This window comes from Frankia sp. CoWAU3 (genome assembly GCF_977971855.1).
Genome location: NZ_CDWWXB010000192.1, coordinates 4201 through 4816, shown reverse-complemented (window position 1 = coordinate 4816; position 616 = coordinate 4201). Strand labels below are relative to the sequence as shown.

The 616-nt window shown below is 70.5% G+C and carries 1 protein-coding gene; it reads right to left on the bottom strand.

The genetic code is table 11. The features are described from left to right. Nucleotides 1-616 (bottom strand): glycoside hydrolase family 15 protein (locus AC08ON_RS14890; protein WP_476617176.1); only part of this gene is annotated, 616 nt, incomplete at both ends.

Here is a 616-nt window from a genome sequence, read left to right as displayed (position 1 = left end):
GGGGGTCGGTGGCGGGCAGGAACCCCACCAGCGGCATGTACAGCAGCGCCGCGTCGAGTTCCTTGGAGCCGTAGAACTGGGTGAAGGTGTTGCGTTCGGAGTCGAACCCGCGGGTACAGACCTCCGCGTGGATCTCGTCCCGCAGCGCCGACCAGCGGTCGACAGGGCCCGGTAGCCGGGACTCGACGATCCCGCGTACCGCCCGGTCGGCCGCGACCCAGGCCATCACCTTCGAGTGGACGAAGTGGCGGCGGGGGCCGCGCACCTCCCAGATGCCCTCGTCGGTCTTCCGCCAGCCGGTCTCGAGGAAGTCCATCAGCTTGGTCTGCAGCGGCCAGGAGTCGTCCGCATGGCTGTCGGTGATGGTCTGCCCGCCGGGGAGCGCCAGCCCAGGCACGGTCTGGCGACGGTTGGCGACCGCGACCCGCGCGACATGCAGGGCGTCGAGGACCTCGCCGTAGACGTCGAGCTGGAACTGGTCGACGGCGGCGTTGCCGACCCGCACCGGGGCGGAGTTCTCGTACCCCGGTAGCCACGGGATCTCGTATTCGGGCAGCCGGCGTTCCCCGGCAACGCCGTACATGATCTGTACCCGGGAGGGGTCACCGGCGACCGC